This is a genomic window from Stenotrophomonas sp. STEN029, from assembly GCF_056760015.1.
Map to the genome: position 1 here is coordinate 1 of NZ_JBRREC010000096.1, position 19,019 is coordinate 19,019.

General features: G+C 64.8%; 14 protein-coding genes. 5 read left to right on the forward strand and 9 right to left on the reverse strand.

Annotated features, from left to right (window positions below; genetic code table 11):
- Positions 1-129 precede the first annotated feature (129 nt).
- A complete protein-coding gene (locus ACVOLI_RS17395; protein WP_481615360.1) occupies positions 130-3,687 on the reverse strand; it encodes a methylmalonyl-CoA mutase family protein in 3,558 nt (1,185 codons plus the stop codon).
- A gap of 303 nt (positions 3,688-3,990) precedes the next feature.
- Between ACVOLI_RS17395 and ACVOLI_RS17400 the strand changes: the two genes are divergently transcribed.
- Complete coding sequence (locus ACVOLI_RS17400; protein ID WP_296250902.1) at positions 3,991-5,088, forward strand: Glu/Leu/Phe/Val dehydrogenase dimerization domain-containing protein; 1,098 nt, start codon at positions 3,991-3,993, stop codon at positions 5,086-5,088.
- A gap of 79 nt (positions 5,089-5,167) precedes the next feature.
- Here the strand turns inward: ACVOLI_RS17400 and ACVOLI_RS17405 are convergent, their stop codons facing one another.
- Positions 5,168-8,008, reverse strand: a complete 2,841-nt coding sequence (locus ACVOLI_RS17405) for a S8 family serine peptidase (protein WP_481615366.1) — start codon at positions 8,006-8,008, stop codon at positions 5,168-5,170.
- 192 nt (positions 8,009-8,200) lie between these two features.
- Between ACVOLI_RS17405 and ACVOLI_RS17410 the strand changes: the two genes are divergently transcribed.
- The 4 genes from ACVOLI_RS17410 to ACVOLI_RS17425 all read left to right on the forward strand — a co-directional run bounded on the left by ACVOLI_RS17410 (position 8,201) and on the right by ACVOLI_RS17425 (position 12,407).
- A complete protein-coding gene (locus tag ACVOLI_RS17410; RefSeq protein ID WP_296250899.1) occupies positions 8,201-9,376 on the forward strand; it encodes a thiolase family protein in 1,176 nt (391 codons plus the stop codon).
- A gap of 121 nt (positions 9,377-9,497) precedes the next feature.
- A complete protein-coding gene (locus ACVOLI_RS17415) occupies positions 9,498-9,839 on the forward strand; it encodes a hypothetical protein (RefSeq protein WP_282272266.1) in 342 nt (113 codons plus the stop codon).
- Positions 9,840-10,153: 314 nt separating this feature from the next.
- Positions 10,154-10,549: a hypothetical protein gene (locus tag ACVOLI_RS17420; RefSeq protein WP_282272264.1), complete on the forward strand. Its 396-nt coding sequence runs from the start codon at positions 10,154-10,156 to the stop codon at positions 10,547-10,549.
- A 160-nt stretch (positions 10,550-10,709) separates the two neighbouring features.
- Positions 10,710-12,407, forward strand: a complete 1,698-nt coding sequence (locus ACVOLI_RS17425) for a diguanylate cyclase (protein ID WP_481615361.1) — start codon at positions 10,710-10,712, stop codon at positions 12,405-12,407.
- On the opposite strand, the gene ACVOLI_RS17430 is transcribed toward ACVOLI_RS17425, so the two are convergent.
- From ACVOLI_RS17430 to ACVOLI_RS17460, 7 genes are all read right to left on the reverse strand, one after another.
- Positions 12,408-14,048: an acyl-CoA dehydrogenase family protein gene (locus ACVOLI_RS17430; RefSeq protein WP_481615362.1), complete on the reverse strand. Its 1,641-nt coding sequence runs from the start codon at positions 14,046-14,048 to the stop codon at positions 12,408-12,410.
- A gap of 62 nt (positions 14,049-14,110) precedes the next feature.
- Positions 14,111-15,349: an FAD-dependent oxidoreductase gene (locus ACVOLI_RS17435; RefSeq protein ID WP_481615363.1), complete on the reverse strand. Its 1,239-nt coding sequence runs from the start codon at positions 15,347-15,349 to the stop codon at positions 14,111-14,113.
- Between the two features lie 79 nt (positions 15,350-15,428).
- Complete coding sequence (cspE, locus tag ACVOLI_RS17440) at positions 15,429-15,635, reverse strand: transcription antiterminator/RNA stability regulator CspE (RefSeq protein WP_057506519.1); 207 nt, start codon at positions 15,633-15,635, stop codon at positions 15,429-15,431.
- Between the two features lie 90 nt (positions 15,636-15,725).
- A complete protein-coding gene (locus ACVOLI_RS17445) occupies positions 15,726-16,472 on the reverse strand; it encodes an S-methyl-5'-thioinosine phosphorylase (RefSeq protein ID WP_282269621.1) in 747 nt (248 codons plus the stop codon).
- 101 nt (positions 16,473-16,573) lie between these two features.
- On the reverse strand, positions 16,574-17,125 hold the full coding sequence (locus tag ACVOLI_RS17450) for a hypoxanthine-guanine phosphoribosyltransferase (protein WP_481517624.1): 552 nt from the start codon (positions 17,123-17,125) through the stop codon (positions 16,574-16,576).
- A complete protein-coding gene (gene nagZ / locus ACVOLI_RS17455; RefSeq protein WP_481615364.1) occupies positions 17,125-18,132 on the reverse strand; it encodes a beta-N-acetylhexosaminidase in 1,008 nt (335 codons plus the stop codon). Before nagZ ends, ACVOLI_RS17450 begins: the two co-directional genes overlap by 1 nt.
- A gap of 79 nt (positions 18,133-18,211) precedes the next feature.
- Complete coding sequence (locus ACVOLI_RS17460) at positions 18,212-18,907, reverse strand: DsbA family oxidoreductase (RefSeq protein ID WP_481615365.1); 696 nt, start codon at positions 18,905-18,907, stop codon at positions 18,212-18,214.
- Positions 18,908-19,019 lie beyond the last annotated feature (112 nt).

The window sequence follows — 19,019 nt, forward strand, 5'->3', positions numbered from 1 at the left end:
GGCTCGGCACTGTGAGGAGTTCGCTTGGAAAGCCCCCAGCCGAGCATGGCTCGGCACTACAGCTTGGGGTTCGCTTGGAACACCCCCTGCCGAGCATGGCTCGGCACTACATCTGTGCCTTTGGCGCGCTTACATGTTGCGGCGGTACTCACCGCCCACGTCATACAGCGCGTGGCTGATCTGGCCGAGGCTGTGCGTCTTCACCGCTTCGATCAGTGCTTCGAACACGTTGCGGCGGTCACGCGCGGTCTTCTGCAGATAGCCCAGACCGTGGCCGTCGTGCGCCTCGGCATCCGCCACTGCGCCTTCAACCTCATGCGAATGCGAGGTCTCGCCCGCCGGTGCCAAGGCGTTGCGATTGTGCTGCCAGGTATGCACATTCTCGATCTGCTGGCCCTTCTCTTCCTCGGTCGAACGGATCAGTTCGATCTCGGTCGCCACTTCGCCGGCATGCTCCTTGGGCAGGAACATGTTGACGCCGACCAGCGGCAGGCTGCCATCGTGCTTCTTGTGCTCGTAGTACAGTGACTCTTCCTGGATCTTGCCGCGCTGGTACATGGTGTCCATCGCACCGAGCACGCCGCCGCGCTCACTGATCGCCTCGAACTCCTTGTAAACCGCCTCCTCGACGATATCGGTGAGCTTGTCGACGATGAAGCTGCCCTGCCAGGGGTTCTCGCAGAAGTTCAGCCCCAACTCCTTGTTGATGATCATCTGGATCGCCACCGCGCGGCGCACACTTTCTTCGGTCGGCGTGGTGATCGCCTCGTCGTAAGCGTTGGTGTGCAGGCTGTTGCAGTTGTCGAACAGCGCATACAGCGCCTGCAGCGTGGTGCGGATATCGTTGAACTGGATCTCCTGCGCGTGCAGCGAGCGGCCCGAGGTCTGGATGTGGTACTTCATCATCTGGCTGCGCTCGTTGGCACCGTAGCGCTCGCGCATCGCACGGGCCCAGATACGCCGCGCAACCCGGCCAATCACGGTGTATTCCGGGTCCATGCCGTTGGAGAAGAAGAACGACAGGTTGGGCGCGAAGTCGTCGATCTTCATCCCACGCGCCAGGTAGTACTCGACGATGGTGAAGCCATTGGACAGGGTGAAAGCCAGCTGGCTGATCGGGTTCGCACCGGCCTCGGCGATGTGATAGCCCGAGATCGACACCGAATAGAAGTTGCGCACCTTGTGATCGACGAAGTACTGCTGGATATCACCCATCATCCGCAGCGCGAACTCGGTGGAGAAGATGCAGGTGTTCTGCGCCTGGTCTTCCTTCAGGATATCGGCCTGCACCGTGCCACGCACCGTGGACAGGGTTTCTGCCTTGATCCGCGCATAGGTCTCTGCGTCCACCAGCTGGTCGCCGGTGACGCCCAGCAACGCCAGGCCCAGGCCGTTATTGGTCGGCGGCAGCTCGCCGTGGTACTGCGGACGTGTGCGGCCTTCGAAGAGCTTCGCGATCTGCTCTTCCGCCTCGGCCCAGCGTGCGGGGTCTTCCTGCAGATACTTCTCGATCTGCTGGTCGACAGCGGTATTCATGAACATCGCCAGGATCATCGGTGCCGGGCCATTGATGGTCATCGACACCGAGGTGGTCGGCGCGCACAGGTCGAAGCCGGAGTACAGCTTCTTCATGTCGTCCAGCGTGGGGATGTTGACGCCGGAATTGCCGATCTTGCCGTAGATATCCGGACGCGGCGCCGGGTCTTCGCCGTACAGGGTGACGCTGTCGAAGGCAGTGGACAGACGCGCGGCCGGCTGGCCAACGCTCAGGTAGTGGAAGCGACGGTTGGTGCGCTCTGGCGTGCCTTCGCCGGCAAACATGCGGATAGGGTCTTCGCCGCTGCGGCGGTAAGGATAGACGCCGCCGGTATATGGGTAGGAACCCGGCAGGTTTTCCTTCTGCAGGAACACCAGCAGCTCGCCCCAGCTGCGATAGGTAGGCGCGGCGATCTTGGGGATCTGCTGGTGGCTGAGCGATTCGCGGTAGTTCTCGACGCGAATGGTCTTGCCGCGCACCTGGTATTCGTTGACCGGATCGGTGATCGACTTCAGCCGCGCCGGCCACTCACGCAGCAGGCGCAGGGCCTCCGAATCCAGCGACTGCACCGCGTCGTTGTAACGCTGGCGCAGGGTGCGGATGCTGTTGTCGGCACCCGCGTCGGTGAGTGCATCGCCTGTGTACAGATCCAGGGCAACCGGCTGCGCTGCATCCTCCAGCTCCTTCAGCGCCTGCCAAAGGCTCTGTGCACGCTCGGCCACTTCTGCCTGCGACTCGATGCGGGCGTTGATGCTGCGGCCCTGTTCGGCGATCTCGGCCAGGTAACGCACGCGGCTGCCCGGGATCAGCACCGTTGCGCGGGGTTCCTTGAGGGTCGTGTCGATGTTGGGAGCAAAACCGGGGTCAGAGTCGGGCTTTGCGTGCAAAACCGGACTCTGACCCCGGTTTTGATCTTGCTTCTCACGCAACAGACGGCACAGGTTCACGAACATCCAGCTGATGCCCGGATCATTGAACTGGCTGGCAATGGTCGGGTATACCGGCACGTCCTCGTCCTTCATGGTGAAGGCGACGCGGTTGCGCTTCCATTGCTTGCGTACATCGCGCAGCGCGTCTTCGGCGCCGCGCTTGTCGAACTTGTTCAGCACCACCAGCTCGGCGTAATCGAGCATGTCGATCTTTTCCAGCTGGCTGGGAGCGCCGAAGTCACTGGTCATCACATACATCGGGAAGTCGACCAGATCGACGATCTCCGAATCACTCTGGCCGATGCCGGCGGTCTCGACGATCACCAGATCGAAGTGCAGCGATTTGAGGAAGCCAATGCAATCGCGCAGCACGGTATTGATTGCCGCATGCTGGCGACGGGTTGCCATCGAACGCATGTAGACGCGTTTGGAGCGCAGCGAGTTCATGCGGATGCGATCGCCCAGCAGCGCGCCACCGGTGCGGCGACGGGTCGGGTCCACTGAGATCACCGCGATGCGCATCTGCGGGAAACTGGCGAGGAAGCGGTTGAGCAGTTCGTCAGTAACCGAGGACTTGCCGGCGCCACCGGTGCCGGTGATGCCGATGACCGGTGTCTTGCCGGCAGCCAGCTGCCACTGTTTGCGCAGCGAGCCCAGCTCGGCCTCACCGTGATTGCCGTCCTCCAGCTGCGAGAGCACCCGACCAATGCCGATCTCATCCTCGATCGAAGGTGCCTGTGCGTGCACTTCACGGGCGGCAGCTTCGCGGGCCTTGCCAGCGCGCGCCACCACATCCTCGATCATCTCCACCAGCCCCATCTTCATGCCGTCGTTGGGGTGGTAGATGCGCTCCACGCCATAGGCCTGCAGCTCGCGGATTTCCTCCGGGGTGATGGTGCCGCCACCACCGCCGAATACCTTGATATGGCCGGCGCCGCGTTCGCGCAGCATGTCGACCATGTACTTGAAGTACTCCACGTGTCCGCCCTGGTAGGACGACAGCGCGATGGCGTCGGCGTCTTCCTGCAATGCCGCGCGCACCACGTCTTCCACACTGCGGTTGTGGCCGAGGTGGATCACCTCCGCGCCCTGCGCCTGGATCAGGCGGCGCATGATGTTGATGGCCGCATCGTGGCCATCGAACAGGCTGGCGGCGGTGACGAAGCGCAGCGGGGTGGTTTCAGGCTGCGCCTGCGGGAGCTGGGAGGCGGGGGTACTCATGGCCGTGCAACATCCGGTTTCTATTGCAACCAATCATAGAACCGCCGCCCCCCGCAGGTCAGGTTGCAGCGCAGCGTGACCTTTTGCGGGTTTACCCTATCGATAGGCACGCTGACCGCCGTTTCCGGCAAAGCGAGGTGCCAGCGCGGGTAGACCTGCCTGAACATTCCCCTAGCAGGAATGGATTAGAATGGCGCATCCGCGACCCGTCACTGCCCCGACGAAGTCGCATTTTTTGTTTTCCGGCCAGCCATTTGGCTACACGATCACTGACGTTGTGGCAAACACACCATCGGAGCCTGCATGTTGTTCGACACCCTCGAAACCTCCGGCCATGAGCAGGTCCTGTTCTGCCAGAACCGCGATGCCGGCCTGAAGGCCATCATTGCCATCCACAACACCACCCTGGGCCCGGCCCTGGGCGGCGTGCGCATGCGCCCCTACGCCAACACCGATGATGCGCTGCGCGATGTCCTGCGCCTGAGCCGCACCATGACCTACAAGAACGCCCTGGCCGGACTGAATGTCGGTGGCGGCAAGGCGGTGATCATCGGCGACCCCAGGACCGCCAAGAGCGAGGTGCTGTTTCGCGCCTTCGGCCGTCAGGTCGAGGCCTTGGCCGGGCGCTACATCACCGCCGAGGACGTCGGCACCGACGTCAACGACATGGAAAACATCTACCTGGAGACCGGCTTCGTCACCGGCGTGCACCAGGTCCATGGCGGCTCTGGCGACCCGGCCCCGTTTACCGCCTACGGTGCGCTGCAGGCGCTGATGGCTTCGGTCAAGCGCAAGTTCGGCCATGAGGAAATCGGCAAGCTCAGCATTGCCGTGCAGGGCCTGGGCCATATCGGCATGGAGCTGGTGAAGCTGTTGCGCGAGCGCGGCGCCAAGCTTTACGTCACCGACCTGGACCCGGTGCTGGTGCAGAAGGCCGTTGCTGAATACGGCTGCGAAGCGGTCAAGCCCGACGCCATCTACGACGTTGCCGCCGATGTGTTCGCGCCCTGCGCGATGGAAGGCGCCATCGACATGAGCACGCTGGAGCGGCTCAAGGCCAAGGTCATCTGTGGCACCGCCAACAACCAGCTGGCCAGCCATGCCGTGGGCGATGAGCTGTACAAGCGTGGCGTGTTGTGGGCACCGGACTATGCAGTCAATGCCGGCGGCGTGATGAATGTGTCGCTGGAGATCGACGGCTACAACCGCGAGCGCGCGATGCGCCTGATCCGCAGCATTTACCACAACCTCGGCAAGATCTTCGACCAGTCGGAGCGCGACGAGGTCTCGCCGCAGCGCGCGGCTGACCGCATCGCAGAAAGCCGACTGGAAGCGATCGGCAAACTGAAGATGCCGATGGGCCGTTCGGTGCCGCGCATGAACCGCCTGCGCGGCGAGTAAGCACTGCCGCTGAAACACCGAAGGCGGGCGATCATCTCGCCCGCCTTCTGCTTTTCAGCAACCCGACACCGCTGCCAGGTCAGAACGCCTGCTGCAGGCGCAACGACACCTGCCGGTTGTCACCACGTGGGCCGAAGCGCTGGTCATAGCCCAGCGACAGGCGCGTATTGCGGGCCAGCCACGAATCCACCGACAGCCCAAACAAACCGCCCGAACGCGACGGCTGCAGGCCGGCAATCGGTGCCCAGGCATCAATCCCGACGAAGCTGGCATCCAGGCTCAGGCCATTACCGCCCAGCGCCTGCTGCCATTCCACGTAGCCATTGAACGCCACCCGCTTCCACAGGTAGTGCCCGCGCAAGCCCGCCAAGGCCTGCACCCTGCTGCTGCTCCAATCGTCAGCACGCAGGCCAAAGCCATAGCCGCCCTGCTCGTTGAACGCACCACCGTCGATACGCGTGTAGTCCGCGCCCAGGTACGGCGTCAGCTGCGCTGCACCGTGGCCCAGCCGATAACCGGCCTCGATGCTGCTGGACAGGAAGTTGCCGCTGTAACGCGCCTGCACCCCGGCGCGCTCGGACCCCAGCAACAGCCCGCGATCCAGCTCGCGCTGGTACTGGCCAAATCCGGCTTGGCCCAGCACATAGGCATCACCGCGCTGCCAACCGGCGTAGAGCTGCGACTGGGTCTGACGGTCACGGCTCCGGTCCTGCGCCACACCGCCGCTGGCATTGGCGCGGGTTTCACCGAACGCGAAACCCAGTACGGCATTGCTGGACAGCGCAGTTTCGCCGCCCATCATCCAACCGCCGACGCTGTAGTCACTGCCCAGGTAACCGCCCTGCCCGCCGCCACCAAGGCTGCGCATCCAGACACCGTTGACTGCCGACCGCGCACCGCCCTCGGCGAACTGGCTGGACAGCGCACGCCGGTTCATATCGATGCTGTCAAAGGTCATCGCGGTGGCGGTGGCATGGGCTTGCCCGGAGAGACTCTCCAGACTCTGGGCCAGCCCGGCAAAGCCGCCGCCGACACCCTGCACCGATGCCGCAGCTGAGCCGAACGCCGTGGCCTGCAGAACATCATCGGTATCCAGCAGTTCGAACGCCTGCTCCACCCGCTGCGCCGCCGACATCGCGCGCAAGCCAACGCTGGCGGCGCTTGCCGCCGCCGTGACGCTCACCCGGTCCAACTGCAGCCAAGCGTTGTTGGCGTCATAGCCATACTGGGTCTGCAACAAGGTAACCCCGGTGCTGCCAGTCGCCGGGGTTGCGAATTGCCCGCTGATACCGCCACCGGCATGCAGCAGGTCCTGACGGCGACCATCCTGTGGCACGTAACCGGCAACCGCGCCATTTACCATCACCCCACCATCCAGGCTCGCCGTTCCTGTGACCTGCAAGGCATTGGCACCGAGCGCAACCATCAAGCGTGCGCCGGAGCGCTGCACGTAGTTGCCCTCGATCGTTGCCGAGCCTTCATTACTCAGCACGATCACGCTGGCGCCGTTGTCCACGTTGCCCACCACACGCGTGGTGCCTCCCATGAACTGAAGTGCCGCAGCCGAAGGATTGGACTGCGCATCGATGCTGACATTCGAACGGATCGAGCCGCCATCGCGCAGCGCAAGCGTGCCCTGCTGGATACGGGTGGCACCGGCATAGGTGTTGGCGGCGGACAAGCCCAACGATCCGCTGCCGAATTTCACCAGACCGCCGGCACCGCTGATCGGATTGCTCCACACCGAATTGAGCCCGAGCTGACTCACATTGACCTTGATATCCCCCCAGTCCGCCTTGCCCGGCCCCTGCACCGCCTTGCCGACATTGAGCAGGCCATAACCGAACACCGCATCCGGCCCAGCTTCCCCCAGATCGGTCGCAGTCCCCAGCAGCGTCTGCCGGACCAGGTCATTGTTGAAGTAAGGGAATGCCTGCCACACCAATGCTGCTGCGCCCGACACCAAGGGCGCCGCATAGGAGGTGCCGCTGCCGTAGTAATACGACAGATTGTTGGCCGTACTGTCCTGTCCAAGGAACATCGATGTCCCCGGCGCCACCAGACAGTAATTCCTGGCGACGCCGCAGGCATTGGAGTAGGAGGCCAGCGCCGTCGGTTTGGCCGTATCCAAGGCTGCCACCGCCAGCCAGCCACGTTCCAGGTCGGCCGCCGGATAACTGCCGGGATTGCCAACTTTGCTCGGCAACGCCGCCATGTCGGAAGGATTGGGCTTTGACTCGTTGCCGGTGGCGAACACCACCAGCCCATCATTGTTGTTGATGAAAGGACGGTACTCGTTGGCAATCTCGGCCGTCACGTTCGGCCGGGTCCAGTACAGGCCGCCCCAGGAGTTGTTCATGATGCGCATGCCATCGCGGATCAGGTCGGCATGTACCGAGGCCATACCCAGCGCACCGGTCACTTCGTTGCCATTGCCGGAACCATCATCGGTAGGCGATTTGTCGGCGATGATGCGCGCGGAAAGGATCTGCGCACCCGGCGCGACACCACCCGGCCATCGCCCGGTCGGCGCGCCGGCGGCCAGCTGCGCAACCGTGGTGCCATGTCCAACCACATCGTCCACCGACAGGTTGTTCTGCGCTGGGTTCAGATAGTTGTAGTTGGCCAACACGCGCCCTGCCAGCGCTGGATGGTTGCGCATCACCCCTGAGTCGATCACACCGATGCGGTAGCCGGTTCCGTCCAGGCCCATGGCGTGCGCGGCCTGCGTGTTCGTCAGTGCCAGATGCGCATCAAACGCAGGCTGGGGGGTCACAGGTGGCGTTGTAGTAGGTGGTGGCGTTACCGGAGGTGTGACCGGCGGCGGATCGGATTTCGGGCCGCTACCACTCCCACACGCTGCCAGCGCCAATGCCAATGAACTGGCCAACACGCCGCGCGGCAAATTGCTGCTCACCATTGCACTGCTCATTCCCCTGCTCCCCTTCCGATGGATGATTCGCCAATTCAGGTATTACCTGATCCCGGTAGCACTCCGGCTACCTTCTATACTGCAACGACAATCCACTGTCTGTGGGGATGTGCCGTTGGTCCAATGTGCCCGGTCCCGCAGACGTTCGATAATTGCCGCAAGGTATAACCGAGATTGCTCATGTCTGACATCGTCATCGCCGCCGCCAAGCGTACCGCCATTGGCTCCTTCCTTGGCCAGTTCAACGGCGTCCCCACCCCGACCCTGGGCGCCACTGCCATCAGCGCCGCCATCGCGCAGTCCGGCATTCCCGCCGCGGATGTGTCCGAGGTCATCATGGGCTGCGTGCTGCCGGCCAACCTGGGCCAGGCACCGGCCCGCCAGGCCGCACTTGCCGCTGGCCTGCCGACCAGCGCCGGCGCCACCACGCTCAACAAGGTCTGCGGCTCCGGCATGAAAGCCATCATGCTCGGCCACGACCTGATCAAGGCCGGTTCGGCCAGCATCGTGGTTGCCGGCGGCATGGAGTCCATGTCCAACGCCCCGCACATGCTGCCCAACTCGCGTACCGGTAACCGCTACGGCAATTTCCAGGCAGTGGACCACATGGCATGGGATGGCCTGACCAACCCCTACGACGGCCAGTCCATGGGCGTGTTCGCCGAGGCCACCGTTGCCAAGTTTGGTTTCACCCGCGAAGAGCAGGACGCCTACGCCATTGAATCGGTGACCCGCGCACAGGCTGCACAGGCCAACGGCGCATTCAACGATGAAATCGTTGCGGTCACGGTTGCCACCCGCAAGGGCGACGTCGAGTTCAGCCAGGACGAGCAGCCGGGCAAGTCCGACATCAGCAAGATCCCGACCCTGCGCCCGGCCTTCAAGAAGGACGGCAGCGTCACCGCTGCCAGCTCCTCGAGCATTTCCGACGGTGCCGCCGCGCTGGTGCTGCTGTCCGCCGACGATGCCGCCAAGCGCGGCGTGCAGCCGCTGGCCCGCATTGCCGCGCATGCCACCTTCTCGCAGGAACCGGAGTGGTTCACCACGGCGCCAATTGGCGCGATCAGCAAGGTCCTTGAAAAAGCCGGCTGGAACATCGCCGACGTCGACCTGTTCGAAATCAATGAAGCCTTCGCCGTGGTGGCGATGGCGCCGATCCGTGAGCTGGGCATTCCGCATGCCAAGATCAACGTCAACGGAGGTGCCTGCGCACTGGGTCATCCTATCGGTGCATCGGGTGCCCGCTTGGTGGTTACGCTGGTAAATGCATTGCGCACGCGCGGCCTCAAGCGTGGCATTGCGTCGCTTTGCATCGGCGGCGGCGAAGCAACTGCCATCGCCATTGAATTGATTTGATTGAAAAATTTCAGATAATTCAAAACCTGAATGCGGGACCGCTTGACAGTCGAAATGGGCTTGTCATCATGTTCCCGGCGCGCAATGGCGCGTTGCCTAATTTCACGACGAGGATTCACAAATGAGCATCAACAAGCTGCTGATCGCAATGACCCTGGGTCTGGCCCTGACCGCCTGCTCGAAGCAGGAGCAGGCTGCTGACGCCGCCGCTGCCGCTGACACCGCTGCAACCGAAGCCCAGGGCGCTGCTGACGCTGCTGCCACCGCTGGCGCTGCTACCGCTGACGCTGCCCAGGCTGCTGCTGACACCGCCGCCACCGCTGCTGACGCTGCTGGCCAGGCTGCTGGCGAAGCCGCTGCTGCCACCACCGACGCTGCTGCTGGCGCCGCTGCTGACGCTGCCAAGGCTGCTGAAGACGTTGCTGCACAGGCCAAGGACGCTGCTGAAGAAGCCAAGAAGTAATAACTTCTGCTTCCAAGCTAGTATCGAAAAGCCGCTGGTTCGCCAGCGGCTTTTTTTATGCCTGGGCGTACTCCGGCAATACCACGGATCACTTCGAACAAGCCCAAACGGGCCAGCGCCGCCGTGCACGCTGGGAACAACAGCCCGCCCGCAACCTGCAAGCCGTGATCAGCGCATGCGCACCTGCGCACCATTCGATCGTCGCACTGTGCCTGCGCCAATCCAGCGTTCCTTAACGGCGCGGCCGAGCCTTGACGTGATCTGAATACGCCAACCCCTAGGGTGAGCCCATTGGCCCATCCCAGGAGAGTGCAATGAAACTGTTTGTCCCCGTACTGACCGCAGGCCTGGTGCTGGCCCTGGCTGGCTGCAATGACCGTAACGCCGAGCAGGCCAAGCAGGACGCGGCAGCGGCCGCAGACCATGCCGCCGAGGCGGCCAGGAACGCAGCCGAATCCGCGGCCGGCGCAACCCGCGATGCCGCTGACCAGGCCGCAGCGGCCACCCGCAACGCCGCTGCCGAATCGCAGCAGGCATTGGACAATGCCGCCGACGCCACCGCCAAGGCGGCCGACGAAGCCTCCATCGCAGCCAAGGACGCCGCTGCCGATGCCAGCGCAGCTACCGCCGACGCGGCGCAGAAGGTTGCCGACCACGCCCACGACGCCGCCAAGCAGGCGCGCGAGAAAGCGGACGCCGCCAAGCATTGATAGACTCGCCACGCAGCTGTCATGTCGATGATGGCTGCGTGGCGCTCGCGCAGGATGCGTGATGCCACAGGGGCCGGATGCACACCATCCGGGTTGGCATGTGATCACGCGCGCGTAGGCAGCACGTGCGTATCACCTTGATCATGCAGTCAAGGACCGGATGCGGAAACACACGGGCAGTAAATTCGCGCTGATATTCTCGGCGCTGGTGTTCGTTGCCATTGGCGTCGGTGTATTCGTCGGTGCGCGCAGGTTCATCGCCGATGCACGACTCGTCGCCCACACCCACGAAGTCATCAGCAGGATTGATGAGATCCAGTCCATGGTGCTGGATGCAGAGTCGGCCGAGCGCGGCTACCTGCTGACCGGCAGCCAGGCCTACCTGCTTGACTACCAGGTAAGCGTGGAACGACTTCCACTGCTACTGAGCAGCTTGTCCAGGTCGATCCCCGACAACCCCGATCAGGCGCGCAATGCGCTCAAGCTCAACGAGCTGGTGAACCAGCGCCTGCAGCAGATCCAGCACGTCGTCGATATCTATGACGGCCAAGGCCTGGACGCCGCACGCGCGGCGATCAACCAGAATGCATTCCGCACCACCAGCGCCATCCGCCAGCAGGTGCGTACCATGGTCGAGGAGGAACACGAGCGATTGGTGGACCGTGCCGCCAGCTCGCGCCGTAGTGCTGATCTGCTGCTCGGGCTCGCCTTGGCCGGCATCCCCTTCGGCCTGGCCGTGGTCGCATCGGTATATGGCATCCTGCTGTCCGAACTGCGCCGCCGCAGCCGCGCCGAGAAGCGCGCAGCCAGCGCCAGCCAGCAGCTGGCGGGCAACCTGGAACAGATCGAACGTTCCAGCGCCGACCTGCAGACCCTGGGCCGCTATACCGGCCTGCTGCAGAGCTGCGCCAACCCGGAAGAAGCCCTGGAAATCAGCGCGCGCACGCTGGAAGCGCTGATGCCCAATGTCGCCGGTTCGGTCTATCTGCTGCGCGCTTCCAATGACCGTGTCGAGAACATCGTCAGCTGGGGCACACCCCTGGTGGAAACCAGCGCCTTCCTGCCGCCCACTGATTGCTGGGCGATCCGGCGTGGGCAACCGCATGTCATCGATGACCTGCTCCGCGATGCCAGCTGCCCGCATATCAGCCGCCCCGAGCCCGGCCAAAGTGTTGCCACCGCCTGCATCCCGATGTCGGCACAAGGCGTACAGATTGGTTTCCTGTTCCTCTCCGGTGCTGGCCCCGGCCCGCTGCCGCGCCTGAACATCGCCGAGTCGGCGGTGGAGCAGCTGTCGCTTGCGCTGAGCAACCTGCGCCTGCGCGAGTCGCTGCGCCTGCAGTCGATCCGCGATCCACTCACCGGGCTGTACAACCGGCGCTATCTGGAAGAGTCACTGACCCGCGAGATCGCACGCTGCGGCCGGCGCGACTTCCCGCTGTCGGTGATCATGCTGGATGTGGATCATTTCAAGCAGTTCAACGATACCCACGGCCACGGCGGCGGCGATGCCTTGCTGGCGGCCATCGGCCAACTGCTGGGCTCGCGTCTGCGCGGCGAAGACATCGCCTGCCGCTATGGCGGCGAGGAGTTCACCGTGATCCTGCCCGAGTCGGACAGCAACAATGCGCTGCGCCAGGCCGAGGAACTGCGTCTTGCGCTGTCACAGATGAGCGTGCCGTTCTCCGGCAAGACGCTGCCACCGATCACCATCTCGCTGGGCGTGGCCACGTATCCGGTTGATGGTGTGGCTGGCCTCACCCTCCTGCGCAAGGCCGATGCCGCGCTGTACCGGGCCAAGCGCAGCGGCCGCAACCAGGTGCTGCGCTTCGACCCGGCACTGGATGGCGCTGGCTGATCAGGCCTGCGGCAAGGCGCGCTGCAGGACGTCCGCGAACGGCGTTGCTGCCTGCAGCACGCCGTAGACGCCAGCCGCACGCGGCAGGCGTGATTGTGCATACAGCGCCGCCAGCGGGCTGTCCGCGCGCAGCAACGCGGCTGCCTGCAGCAACACCGCGACATCGCTGACCAGTGCGCGCGCATCAACCTGGGCCAGCTCGGCGCCCTGCAGTTGGCGCAGCGCGGCCTCAAGCGCGCGATCATAGCCGTCGTTGCGACCGGCAACCTGCTGCAACTCGGTCAGCAAGGCCACACGCGTTTCTGGTTCGCGCTGCAAGGCACGCAGCACATCCAGGCACTGCACGTTGCCGCTGCCTTCCCAGATAGAGTTCAGCGGCGCCTGCCGGTACAGCCGCGGCAGCATCGACTCTTCCACATAGCCGGCACCGCCCAGGCATTCCTGCGCCTCGTTGACGAAGCCTGGGGCGCGCTTGCATATCCAGAATTTGCCGATCGCCGTGCCGATCCGTGCGAAGGCGGCTTCATGTGCGTCCTGCGGCGCGCCATCGACGGCACGCGCCACGCGCATGGACAAGGTGGTCGCAGCCTCCGATTCGATTGCAAGATCGCTCAGCACATTCGCCATCAACGGATGCTCGACCAAAAGCTTGCCGAAGCTGCGCCGATGCCGTGCATGATGCAGCGCCTGCGCCAGGGCCATGCGCATCTGCGCGGCCGAGCCCAGCATGCAATCCAGCCGGGTCAGCATCACCATCTCGATGATGGTGGCCACGCCGCGTCCTTCTTCGCCAACTCGCCGCGCCCAGGCGCCGCAGAACTCCACCTCGCTGGAGGCATTGCCCCAGTCGCCGAGCTTGTCCTTCAGGCGCATCAGATGGAAGTTGTTGCGCCGCCCACAGGCCAGTCGGCGTGGCATCAGGAAACAGCTCAGCCCGCCAGGTGCCTGCGCCAGCACCAGCCAGCCATCGGACATCGGCGCGGAGAAGAACCACTTGTGCCCGACCAGGCTGTACTCGCCCTCGCCCGCCAACGGCGTCGCCAGGGTGGTATTGCTGCGTACATCGGAGCCGCCCTGCTTCTCGGTCATGCCCATGCCGACGGTGATGCCCAGCTTGTCGCCGATGGGCAGATCACGTGCGTCGTAGAACGGGGCGGCCGCCTTGTCGGCCCATTCCGCCAGCGCAGGCTCCTGCCGCAACACCGGCACGGCGGCGTGGGTCATGGTCAACGGGCAACTGCTGCCCGCTTCGGCCTGATGGTGCAGATAGCTCAAGGCCGCACGCGCGACATGCGCGCCGGGCTGCGCCGAGCGCCAGGACAGCCCGGCAACACCACGGGTCTTCGCCGTGGCCATCAAGCGGTGATACGCCGGATGGAAATCGACGGTATCGATCCGGTTGCCGTGTGCGTCATGCGTGCGCAGCAGCGGCCGCTGGCGGTTGGCATCGAAGCCGATCCGGTACAGCTCGCCACCGGCCAGCACGCCGTAGTGCTGCAATGCCCCGGCAAAGGCTTGCGCACCCTCGCGCTGCACGCTCTGCTGCAAGGCCAGATCGTCGTGCCAGAGGTCACGCTCGGCAAACGGCGGCGGCTGGTTGTCGACGACGTGGGTTTCAAACGGAGGCGGCTGCGGCAGCATGGCGGCGACTCGTGGAGGACCGCCCTTGATTCTGCCGCAAGCGCCCGTCGTCCGCGCGTTGCTCAGCGTTTCTGCGCGACCTCGGCCAGCGCAGCGATGAATTCATCCTGCAGCGCGAGCTTGCCGAACAGGCCATGCTGGGTGCCACTCAGCACACGCAGCATATGGCCACGACCGCCAGGCATGCGCCCCATCGGCTTGAACAGCAGGTCGCGGCCATTGGCGATCCAATCGTGATCGGATTGGAAGATCGGCGTCAGCCAGCGGCTCCAGAACTGGTACAGCCACACATGCGCCTTGCGCTGGTGCTGGTAACGCGCCAATGCGGCATCAATGTCCTGCTCCGCACGCAAGGCATCGCGCAGCGCCATCGCATCCATCAATGCCATGTTGACGCCCTGCCCCAGCTGCGGGCTCATCGAGTGCGCCGCGTCACCGGCCAATACCAGGCGGCCGCGGTACCAGCGCTGCATCACCGCATCGCGGTAGCTTGCGCGGGCCAGCTGCGCCTGCACGCTGACACCGGCCAGGCGCTCGCGCGCTTCCGGCCACAGCGTGGCGATCTCATCCAGCCACGGTTCCAGCCCGTCGCGCTCCCAGGTCTGGAAACCGTCACGCGGCAGGCTCCAGAAGAAGCTCAGGCGCTGTTCGTTGTCGCCCGGTCGTGTGCCCACCGGCAGCAGGCCGATCATCTTGCGCGCGGCCACGTAGCGCTGGCGCAGCTCATCGCCATGCTGCCAATCGCCGCGCGGCAACAGGCACCACAGCGCGCCCCAGGGGTAAACGCGATCCAGCTTGGTACCCTGCACCTGCGCGCGCAGGCCTGAGCCCGAACCGTCGGTGGCGATCACCAGGTCGAACGGACCGTGCCAACGCCCGTGCTGGTCCTGTACGCGCTGCAGGGATTCATCGATGGCGCTGATATGGCTGTCCACATGCAGTGACGGGCCGGCATCCCAGGCCGCATCCAGCAGCGAAAACAGCGCCCCGCGCTGCATGCCCACGCCGCACAGGCGCGCGTCCAGCCCGGCGTAAGTCATGTCCATCACCGCGCGTCCACATGGGGTCTCGCCGTACAGGCGGCGCACCACCGCGCCGTGCTCCAGCACCTGCGGCATCAACTGCATCTGCCACAGCGCCTGCAGGCCACTGGGCTGTAGCAGGAAGCCCGCGCCTACCGGCCCAGGGGTCGCAGCCTGCTCGAAAACCTGCACCCGGTGCCCGTCGCGCGACAGCAGCACCGCCAGTGCCTGACCGGCCGTGCCATAGCCGACGATGGCGATATCCAGTGTCTTGCTCATTGCAGTCCCTCCCTGGGCCGACTGCCATTGCTAAAAAAAAACCCCGCCGAAGCGGGGTTCTTCCGCACAACCGGGTGGATCACTCGGCCGGCGTGATGTTCGAAGCCTGGGCACCCTTCGGGCCCTGGGTCACGTCATAGCTGACGCGCTGGCCTTCCTGCAGGCTGCGGAAGCCCTTGGAATTGATCGCGGAGAAGTGCGCGAAGACATCGGCGCTGCCGTCCTCCGGTGAGATGAAGCCAAATCCCTTGGCGTCGTTGAACCACTTGACGGTACCGTTCGGCATGGTGATGCGAGACCTTGTTCGATGAATGGATTGATGCACGCTGAATGAGGCGTACTGGCGGAGTATGCAAACCTTAAGCCGGGATGACAATCACCCCCGGGCCAATTCACCCACCAAAGTCGGCAAACCGGACGAAGCTGCCTCCACATTGGCCAAAACCTCGGCCATGGTGATCTCCTCGGCATCGCCGCAGCCAGCGGCCCAGTTGGCGACGATCGCCAGACAGGCGTACTCCAGCCCCAATTCGCGCGCCAGCCCGGCTTCCGGCATGCCGGTCATGCCGACCAGATCGCAGCCATCACGGCGCATCCGCGCGATCTCGGCATTGGTTTCCAGGCGCGGGCCCTGGGTGGCGCCGTAACAGCCGCCGTCCTGGATGGCCACGCCCTTGGCCTTGGCAGCCGCCAGCACCTTGGCACGGAACGACGGCGTGTAGGGGTGGCCAAAGTCCACATGCAGGACCTCGCTGCCTTCCTCTTCGCTGAGGGTGGAAATCCGACCCCAGGTGTAGTCGATCAGCTGGTCCGGGCAGGCCAGTACGCGCGGACCGAAGTCGTCGCCAATGCCGCCCACCGTGTTCAAGGCCAGCACGCGGCTTGCGCCCAGCTGCTTGAGCGCGGCCAGGTTGGCGCGGTAGTTGATCTTGTGCGGCGGAATCGAATGGCCTTCGCCATGCCGGGCCAGAAACGCCACGCGCTGGCCGTTCAACAGGCCAACCCTGACCGGGCCCGAGGGGGCGCCATAGACGGTTTCCACTTCATGGGTCTGGACATCGTCCAGCGCGGCCAGCTTGTACACGCCGGTTCCGCCAATAACGGCCAGGGCGATAGGTTCCATGCTCATTCCTGATGTTCTCGTTGGGCACGCGCAAGCCACGCCCTTGGCGTGGCCCAGCCGCGATCAGACCGAAAGCCGATGGCAAGCATCGGCCGCCGGTATTACTGCTTCATTGCGTAGATGGCCGGCAGCGAACGCAGCGATTCGTTGACGTCCATGCCGAAGCCGAACACGAAGCGGTCCGGCAGGTCGATGCCGGCGTAGTCGGCCTTGACGCCCGGCAGGCAACGGTCGTGCTTCTTCACGGTCAGCACGGCAATGCGCACGTCGGTCGCGCCCTGCTCCAGGCACCATTCGCGCACACCCTGCAGGGTGAAGCCTTCGTCCAGGATGTCGTCGACCAGGATCACCCGGCGGCCGAACAGGGCCGACACCGGGCGGTGCTTCCAGACCAGCTCGCCGCCGGTCTCGCCGTGGTAGCGCGAGGCCTGCATGTAGTCGAACTGCGCGTCCTGGCCGCGCGCGCCCAACTCCAATGCCAACTGGCCGGCGAACGGCAGCGCACCGTTCATGATCGAGATGAACACCGGCACTTCGCCCTTGTAGTCACGCGCGATGGCGTCGGCGATGCCGGCGATGGCGGTGTCGATGGTGGGACGGTCGACCAGCAGGTCGGCCTGGGCCACGGCTTGTTCAAGAGTGAGTTTGGACATCAGGCGGTTCTTCCAAGGTTTTCAAACAGATGATTACGAGTATCGGCGTGGCGGGCGTCGGCCAGCAGGCCGCCCCAGCCCATCGCACCGCGGCCGATCAGGCTCAACAGGGCGGCGGTATTCAAGCTGCGGCCGGTCACGGCCTGCAGTGATTCTTCGACCAGCTCCGGGTGGCAGACCAGCACCACGTCGCAGCCGGCATCCAGGTGCGCATCAACGCGGGCCTTGACCCCACCGGCGGCGAACGAGGCCGCCATGCCGATGTCGTCAGAGAACACCACGCCACGGAAGCCCATCTGCTCACGCAGGATCTGGTTGATCCAGCGCGGCGAGTAGCCTGCCGGCTCCGGCGCCACCTGCGGGTAGATGACGTGCGCCATCATCACCGCGTCGGCGCCAGCGGCGATGCCTGCCCGGAACGGTATCAGGTCGTGGGCTTCAATCTCGACCAGGGGCCGCGGGTCCACCGCGGTGTCCACATGGGTGTCCTCACGGACCGTGCCATGGCCGGGGAAATGCTTGAGCGTGGCGGCCATGCCGACCGAGTGCATGCCGCGCACATAGGCAGCGGTCAGGGCGGCCACGACCTGCGGGTCCTCGCCAAAGGCACGGTTGCCGATGGCCAGGTTGCCATGGCCAACGTCCACCACTGGCGCGAAGCTCAGGTCCAGGCCGCTGGCGCGGATTTCACTGGCCATCAGCCAGGCGTGCTGCTCGGCCAGGGCCAGGGCGCCGTCGGGGTCGCTCGCATAGAGCTTGCCGAAGCCTTCCAGCGGCGGCAGATCGGCATAACCCTCGCGGAAGCGCTGCACGCGCCCGCCTTCCTGGTCCACGCTGATCAGCAGCGGACGTGCGGTGGCAGCGCGGATTGCCGCGGTCAGCTCCACCACCTGCGCCCGCGAGGCGAAGTTGCGCTTGAACAGCACCACCCCGGCCACGGCGTCGTGCTGCAGCCAGTCACGCTCCTGGGCAGTCAGTTCGGTGCCGGCAACGCCGATCAAAAGCATGCAAGGACTCCAATCCACCGCAGACTGCGGCGTAGCGGAATATTGTCGCAGATGGCGCCCGCCGCGTCAGAGCCTGCGTTCAGACGCTGCAACCATCCGGGCCACAGGCCTGTTCATCCTGGCTGGCGGCCGCCGATGTCGCCTGTTCGGCGGCGATCTTGCGCAGCACGTCGGCAAACACTTCTGCCGGCTGTCCGCCCTGCACCGCGTACTGGCCATTGATGACGAAGGTCGGCACCGACTGGATACCCAGCGCCTGCGCCTGGCCAATACCGGCCTGGACCTGGGCCAGGCCTTCGTCAGACGCCAGCATCGCCTGCACGCGCTCGGCCGGGATGTCGCCCGCCGCGGCGGCAGCAATCAGCACCTGCGGATCGGCCAGGTTGCTGCCTTCGGCGAAGTGCGCGCGGAACAGCGCCTCACCGACCTGCTCCTGCACCCCGTACTGACCGGCCAGCCACATCAGCCGGTGCGCCAGCACGGTGCTGACCTTGACCTGGCCCTTGCCGAAGTCCATCGGCAGGCCTTCGGCCTGGGCAGTGCCCTGGGTCTGCGCCAGCATCTGCCGGGTACGTTCGGCACCGCCGAATTTGGCCGCGTAGGCCTCCAGCAGCGGCACCGGGGTGGTGTCGGCATCAGGATCGAGCAGGAACGGATGCCAACGCACCTCGATATCGGGTACATCGGCCCCCAACAGCTCAAGGCCGCGCTGGAAGCGGTGCTTGCCAATCCAGCACCAGGGACAGACCACGTCAGACCAGATATCGATGCGCATGCGGGTTCCTAGTAAAAGTGGTGCCGAGCCATGCTCGGCAGGGGCTTCACAAGCAAACCCTGTAGTGCCGAGCCATGCTCGGCAGGGGCTTCACAAGCAAACCCTGTAGTGC

Bases quoted from the DNA above. Each gene is read 5' to 3' on its own strand.
- ACVOLI_RS17395 (WP_481615360.1), bottom strand. From the start codon at position 3,687: ATGAGTACCCCCGCCTCCCAGCTCCCGCAGGCGCAGCCTGAAACCACC.
- ACVOLI_RS17400 (WP_296250902.1), top strand. From the start codon at position 3,991: ATGTTGTTCGACACCCTCGAAACCTCCGGCCATGAGCAGGTCCTGTTC.
- ACVOLI_RS17405 (WP_481615366.1), bottom strand. From the start codon at position 8,008: ATGGTGAGCAGCAATTTGCCGCGCGGCGTGTTGGCCAGTTCATTGGCA.
- ACVOLI_RS17410 (WP_296250899.1), top strand. From the start codon at position 8,201: ATGTCTGACATCGTCATCGCCGCCGCCAAGCGTACCGCCATTGGCTCC.
- ACVOLI_RS17415 (WP_282272266.1), top strand. From the start codon at position 9,498: ATGAGCATCAACAAGCTGCTGATCGCAATGACCCTGGGTCTGGCCCTG.
- ACVOLI_RS17420 (WP_282272264.1), top strand. From the start codon at position 10,154: ATGAAACTGTTTGTCCCCGTACTGACCGCAGGCCTGGTGCTGGCCCTG.
- ACVOLI_RS17425 (WP_481615361.1), top strand. From the start codon at position 10,710: ATGCGGAAACACACGGGCAGTAAATTCGCGCTGATATTCTCGGCGCTG.
- ACVOLI_RS17430 (WP_481615362.1), bottom strand. From the start codon at position 14,048: ATGCTGCCGCAGCCGCCTCCGTTTGAAACCCACGTCGTCGACAACCAG.
- ACVOLI_RS17435 (WP_481615363.1), bottom strand. From the start codon at position 15,349: ATGAGCAAGACACTGGATATCGCCATCGTCGGCTATGGCACGGCCGGT.
- cspE (WP_057506519.1), bottom strand. From the start codon at position 15,635: ATGCCGAACGGTACCGTCAAGTGGTTCAACGACGCCAAGGGATTTGGC.
- ACVOLI_RS17445 (WP_282269621.1), bottom strand. From the start codon at position 16,472: ATGGAACCTATCGCCCTGGCCGTTATTGGCGGAACCGGCGTGTACAAG.
- ACVOLI_RS17450 (WP_481517624.1), bottom strand. From the start codon at position 17,125: ATGTCCAAACTCACTCTTGAACAAGCCGTGGCCCAGGCCGACCTGCTG.
- nagZ (WP_481615364.1), bottom strand. From the start codon at position 18,132: ATGCTTTTGATCGGCGTTGCCGGCACCGAACTGACTGCCCAGGAGCGT.
- ACVOLI_RS17460 (WP_481615365.1), bottom strand. From the start codon at position 18,907: ATGCGCATCGATATCTGGTCTGACGTGGTCTGTCCCTGGTGCTGGATT.